The organism is Cryobacterium sp. TMT2-10, from assembly GCF_004403075.1.
In the GTDB taxonomy this organism is placed as follows: domain Bacteria; phylum Actinomycetota; class Actinomycetes; order Actinomycetales; family Microbacteriaceae; genus Cryobacterium; species Cryobacterium shii.
On sequence record NZ_SOGW01000039.1, the window covers coordinates 1 to 5,190 of the forward strand.

At 66.4% G+C, this 5,190-nt stretch carries 7 protein-coding genes; 3 read left to right on the forward strand and 4 right to left on the reverse strand.

Translation table 11 applies throughout. The annotated features are described in order from the left end of the window. The first annotated feature begins 82 nt into the window (after nucleotides 1–82). Together E3T37_RS17600 and E3T37_RS17605 are read left to right on the forward strand one after the other, a co-directional pair. Nucleotides 83–445 (forward strand): ATP-binding protein, encoded by a 363-nt coding sequence (locus E3T37_RS17600; RefSeq protein ID WP_255572610.1) that lies wholly within the window; start codon nucleotides 83–85, stop codon nucleotides 443–445. Next, nucleotides 388–714, forward strand: a complete 327-nt coding sequence (locus E3T37_RS17605; RefSeq protein ID WP_255572615.1) for an ATP-binding protein — start codon at nucleotides 388–390, stop codon at nucleotides 712–714. Before E3T37_RS17600 ends, E3T37_RS17605 begins: the two co-directional genes overlap by 58 nt. Nucleotides 715–738: 24 nt before the next feature. On the opposite strand, the gene E3T37_RS17125 is transcribed toward E3T37_RS17605, so the two are convergent. The 4 genes from E3T37_RS17125 to E3T37_RS04945 are packed head-to-tail and all read right to left on the reverse strand — an operon-like array spanning nucleotide 739 to nucleotide 3,825. Further along, nucleotides 739–1,368 (reverse strand): tyrosine-type recombinase/integrase, encoded by a 630-nt coding sequence (locus E3T37_RS17125; RefSeq protein WP_198415966.1) that lies wholly within the window; start codon nucleotides 1,366–1,368, stop codon nucleotides 739–741. Then, complete coding sequence (locus E3T37_RS17130; protein WP_198415968.1) at nucleotides 1,278–1,727, reverse strand: site-specific integrase; 450 nt, start codon at nucleotides 1,725–1,727, stop codon at nucleotides 1,278–1,280. Before E3T37_RS17130 ends, E3T37_RS17125 begins: the two co-directional genes overlap by 91 nt. Continuing rightward, nucleotides 1,724–2,656, reverse strand: a complete 933-nt coding sequence (locus tag E3T37_RS04940) for a tyrosine-type recombinase/integrase (protein ID WP_134365712.1) — start codon at nucleotides 2,654–2,656, stop codon at nucleotides 1,724–1,726. The genes E3T37_RS17130 and E3T37_RS04940 overlap by 4 nt, the downstream gene beginning before the upstream one ends. Then, nucleotides 2,653–3,825, reverse strand: coding sequence for a site-specific integrase (locus E3T37_RS04945; RefSeq protein ID WP_198415969.1), 1,173 nt, complete (start codon nucleotides 3,823–3,825; stop codon nucleotides 2,653–2,655). The genes E3T37_RS04940 and E3T37_RS04945 overlap by 4 nt, the downstream gene beginning before the upstream one ends. A 574-nt stretch (nucleotides 3,826–4,399) precedes the next feature. Between E3T37_RS04945 and E3T37_RS04950 the strand changes: the two genes are divergently transcribed. After that, nucleotides 4,400–5,190 (forward strand): IS3 family transposase (locus E3T37_RS04950; protein ID WP_134365714.1); only part of this gene is annotated, 791 nt, incomplete at its 3' end.

Consider the following 5,190-nt stretch of genomic DNA (forward strand, 5'->3'; position numbering starts at 1 on the left):
CGCTGACTGGCGCCACCGAACCCACCACCGTGATCAGCCTGGCCGCCTACGAGACGGCCGCGAAGAACAGGAACACCCTCCGATGAACACCCCACTCACCACCACCCAGACGACCGCCACCCCCGTGACCACGGCGACGCCAGCGAGCGTCTATCAGCAGCTGCGCGGCCACCTCACCGAGCTCAAGCTCGCCGACGCCCTGCCCCGCGTCCTCGACCAGGCCCAAGCCGAGGGCTGGAGCCTCACCCACGCCCTCGAGCGCCTACTCTCCATCGAGGTCACCGCGACCGACGCCCGACGCCTCTCCGGCCGGTTCCGCTTCGCGAACCTCCCCACCGGCGCCACCCTCGACGACTTCGANCCGCCGCCTCCGGCATCGACCGCAACCTGCTCGCCGAGCTCGGCACCTGCCGCTACCTCGAGACCGCGACCAACGTGCTCCTAATAGGGCCGCCCGGAGTCGGGAAAACACACATCGCCACGGGCCTCGGCCACGCCGCAGTGCAGGCCGGCTACCGCACCTACTTCACCTCCGCCGCCGACCTCGCCGCCCGCTGCCACCGCGCCGCGATCGAAGGCAAATGGGGCACGATGATGCGGTTCTTCGCCGGCCCGACGCTGCTCGTAATCGACTTATGCCGACTCCGTGATTATGCCGATGTGGGTGGGGCGGCGGGCCCCGCGCCCAGTGTTTTCCAGGACTGTGACCGGTAGTTGGCTGCGTGGAGGTCGGCATAATCACAGTCCTTCGAGGAATGCGAGCAGGCTGTCCGCGGGACGGTATCGGCCGGGCGGCGACGACACCGGGGTGGTTTTGGCCAGCGCGCGTTCCTTGATCGTCATGTCGGCGTGGATGTAGGGATCCGTGGACCGGGTGTCGGCGTGGCCCAGCCAGAGCGCGATGACGGTGGTGTCCACTCCCGCGTGCAGCAGCGTCATCGCGGTGGTGTGCCGCAGCGTGTGCGGGGACAGCTTCTTCGAATGCAATGTTCCGCAGGCTAGGGCGGCTGTGGAGTGGTGGGCGGCCAGTCTGTGCTCGATCGCATCGCGGGTGAGTCGTCGACCGGTGCGGGTGCAGAACAACGGATCGGTCGGCAGGCCGGCCCTCTCACGCAGCCAGTGGCGGATCGCCGCCGCTGTTGCTGCGGTGAGCGGGATGGCGCGGTCTTTGCGTCCCTTCCCGTGGCAGCGGACGTTTGCGCCGGTGCCGCAGGCGATGTCGGCGCAGTTCAACCCGGTCAGCTCCGACACCCGCAACCCGGTCTGGACGCAGAGCATCAGCCAGGCGTGGTCGCGGCGGCCCTCCCAGGTGGTGAGGTTCGGCGCGGCCAGCAGTGCGTCGACCTCCGCGGCGGTGAGGTAGGACACCGTTGCTTTTCGAACCTCTTCGGCGGAATCGCCAGCACCCGGGCGATCACGTCGGCGTGTTCGGGGTGCTGCAGCGCGGCGTAGCGGAACAGCGACCGCAGCGCGCCCAGGCGGGCGTTGCGTGTGCGGGCGCTGTTGTGCCGCTTGGTCTCCAGATGGTTCAGGAACGCGCTGATCATGCCCTGGTCGAGATCCGACCAGTCCAGGTGCGAGGGCAGCTTCCCCGTCGTGGACTGGACGAAGGCGAAGAGCAGCCGCAGCGTGTCGCGGTAGGCGGCGATGGTGTGGCCGCTGGCCTGGCGCTGTTTGGCCAAACGGTCGCTGAAGAATACCTGGACCGTCGCCGTGATTGCCGTCATGACTGCACCCGCCCATCCCCAGGCGCGAGGCGTTCAGCGGCCAGGGCGAGCAGTTCTGGCGCAGCGGAGAGATACCAGTAGGTGAACCGCGGATCGCGGTGCCCGAGATAGGTGGAGAGATAAGGCAGTCGCGCGTGGACGTCGGCGCCGCTGCGATACCAGTTGACCAGCGTGGTGACCGCGAAAGTGTGACGCAGGTCGTGTAAGCGGGGACCGCGGGCCGCTCCGACGCCGATCCCCGCCTCGGAGCACAGGCGGTGGAAGACGGTTTGGACAACGGGATAGAGCAGCCGTTTTCCTGTCACCATCACGAAGAAGCTCGTGGTGGACGGCGCCGGGAGGTGCGTGTCGCGCTGAGCGGCATATGTGCGCAGTGCAGCAACGGTGCTGGAGCGCACGGGAACCTTGCGGGTCTTCATGAATTTCGATTCCCGGACCAGGAGGACGCCGGCAGCGAGGTCAACGTCGGCCCGATCCAGCCGGATCGCTTCCCCGATGCGTAGCCCCGTCACCGACAGCAGCCCGATCAGGTTGGAATACGTCGCCGCGGGCAGTCGCGAATCCAAGTCGTGCTGCGCGTGGCCCATCAAGGCGGTGATGTCGTCGACGGAATAGATGAATGGTGTCCTCCAGCGCCGGCGGGAGGGGAACAACCCGATTGGTGAAACTTCTGTCGCGGAATCGATGCCGGAGAGGTAGCGGGCGAAGCCGCGAACGGCCGTCATTCGGCGCGGCCAGACAGCGCTGCCCGGTTCAGCCGACACGGACTCGACCCAGGCGATGGTGTTGGCGATAGTGACCGTCGGTTGCTCATTGGCGTCCATCCACGCCACGAACCGGGGAAGAAGCCTCGCCGCGTCAGCCAACTGATAGCCCAGGTTCCGTCGCAGCCGAAGGTAGTCGTCCAAGGACTCAGTGAGTGTCGTCATGAGTTCTGCCCCGGCCAGTCCTGGGCGATGCCGCGCAGCGAGTCGATGGCGATCTTCGCGTAGATGGCAGTGGTGGCCAGATCCCGGTGCCGCAGCACCTGCCCGATGTCCAGCAGGGGGATGTCTTTCGCCAGCATCTCTGTCGCCAGCGCGTGCCGCAGCCGGTGTGCCTTCGCTTCCGGGCAATTGGCCCGGCGAGCCGCCCGGCGCACCACATCACCGACCAGATCCGCCGCGATCGGTTTGCGTGGGGCCCGTTCGGTGATGAACACCTCCCGGTGCGGCGACGCCGGCCGGCCCTCGTGGAGGTAGTCCGCCAGCGCTTCTCCCGCGTCGACGGGCAGGGGCATCAGGTCGCGGCGGCGGGCCTTGCTGCGGACCGTGACCTCCCCGGCGCGCCAGTCGACGTCGTCCAGGCGCAACCGGGCGACCTCGATGGACCGAAGTCCCAGCCTGGCCAGCAGCAGCATGATCGCCCGGTCCCGGCGGCCGGTGCTGGTGCCGGGATCGCAGCTGTCCACCATCGCCTCGACCTGCCCGGCGCTGAGCGCGACGGGCAGGTGCGCGTCGCGCCAACCGGCGACCGCGGGAACACATCCCGCAAGATTCCAGCTGGTCCGGTCCGTGAGATAGAGGTAGCGCAGCAACGAGCGCATCTCCGCGACCCGCCCGCGCGCGGACCCGAGACTCACCCGCTCGCTCTCGGCCAGGATGAATGCCGAGATCTCGAGATCGGACAGCATCGTGGTGTCAAGCAGCTCTCCTGCAGGCTGACCGATCTGCAGGAATCGCCGCGCCAACTTCTCGTAGCGCAGCACCGTCATCGCCGCCAGGTCCTTGTCGTGGACCAACCACTGCCGATAGTCCGCCAGCAGAGCCTCCAGCGCAGAAACCACCGCCGTGGGACGAGGCGCAAGTACCCCGCCCTCCCGCAGCACCTCGAACATCAAAGTGAAGCAGCGGCCAAAGAGCTTCTGAGTGAAACCCGCCCCGGCCCGGGCGGCGCGGAAGGACGCGACGGCCGACTCGTCGAAATCCGCGACCGTCAGCCGTTCCGTCTCCAGCCAGCGGCCGACGTCGCCGACGATCTTCAACATGCCCCGCCGCGTGCCCGGCGTGTAGCCGGCCGCGGCCAGCTTCGCATCGACGGCGGCGATGTAGGGCGCCATAGCCCCAGCCTTTCTGCGTGTTCCTGACATAAGTTCGTTCCTCGTCTGGAAGCGCGATGCCTCCTCGGAAACAGCTTCCAACGACGCCGGAATTATGCCGACAATCTCTCTGGGGTCTGCGGAAAATACCAGCGCTATCAGTGATATCGGAGAGTGGCCGCGGCGACATCGGCATAATCACGGAGTCGGCATAAGTCGATTAGTGCGTATCCGCTTAGCTCAGCTTGAGTGAGGTGTGCCCAAACCTGATTTTCCGCGTTCGATTCTGGCGTTCCAGGAGTGGTTTGGCCTTGACCCCAGCGAGTGGACACCTCACAAGAGAGAATGTTCACTATGGCAAGATCACGTCGGGAGTTCACTCCTGAGTACAAAGACGAGGCCGTGAAGCTGGTGTTGACCGCGTTCAAGGGTCGCAACGAGACCGGGCAGACCGAGGTGACGGAGTCTGAACGAGCTGAGCTGCTGCGGCTTCGGAAAGAAAACGCGGACCTGAAGATGGACAGGGCGTTCTTGAAAAAGCGTCCATCTTCTTCGCCCAGGAAGCGTCGGATACGAACGGCAAGCGTTCGAACTGATGCTGGCGGAGAAGACCAACTTCACTATCACCCGCATGGTCCGTCTTCAAGAGGTCTCCCGGTCGGGCTACTACGCCTGGGTCGGCCGGCCGCCGTCGCCGGCGTCGCTTCGGCGGGTGCATATCGAGCAAAAAGTGGCCTTCTTCCACGGCGATTCCGACGAGGTCTACGGGGCACCGAGGATCCTGGCCGATCTCCGCGCGGACGGGGAGATCATCTCCCGCAAGACCGTCGCCGTGACCATGAAACGCCTGGGATTGGTGGGCATTTGTCCGAAGAAGTGGAAGACGACCACGATCATCGACCACGCTGACGCCTACCCGGTCGACGCCGTCAAACGCGAGTGGGATACCGGGTCGCTGAACCAGGTCTGGGTGGGCGATATCACCTACCTGAGGACCTGGGAGGGGTGGGTGTATTTGGCGACCGTCATCGACGCTCACAGCCGCCGCGTGATCGGCTGGGCCATCGCCGACCACATGCGCACTGACCTCATCCAGGACGCCCTCACGATGGCCATGGTGCTGCGCGGAGACCGCCCGGCGACCGTGATCTTCCACAGCGACCGTGGCACCCAGGGCGGATTCAACCGGTCGTCGCAACACCTCGATTATGGAGGTGGAATATGGGACGTCCGAAGGGTTGGATGGCCACGCAACTCGGGCGGGAGCCGATGCGGTCGCCGGGCCGACCGCCGGGGTGGCGCCGGGAACACCGGCAGGATTTCTGGGACCTCGTGGGGCAGGGTGTCTCGAGCGAGGAGGCTGGCGAGCGGGCCGGCGTGTCGGCG

Bases quoted from the DNA above. Each gene is read 5' to 3' on its own strand.
- E3T37_RS04940 (WP_134365712.1), bottom strand. From the start codon at position 2,656: ATGACGACACTCACTGAGTCCTTGGACGACTACCTTCGGCTGCGACGG.
- E3T37_RS17130 (WP_198415968.1), bottom strand. From the start codon at position 1,727: ATGACGGCAATCACGGCGACGGTCCAGGTATTCTTCAGCGACCGTTTG.
- E3T37_RS04945 (WP_198415969.1), bottom strand. From the start codon at position 3,825: ATGGCGCCCTACATCGCCGCCGTCGATGCGAAGCTGGCCGCGGCCGGC.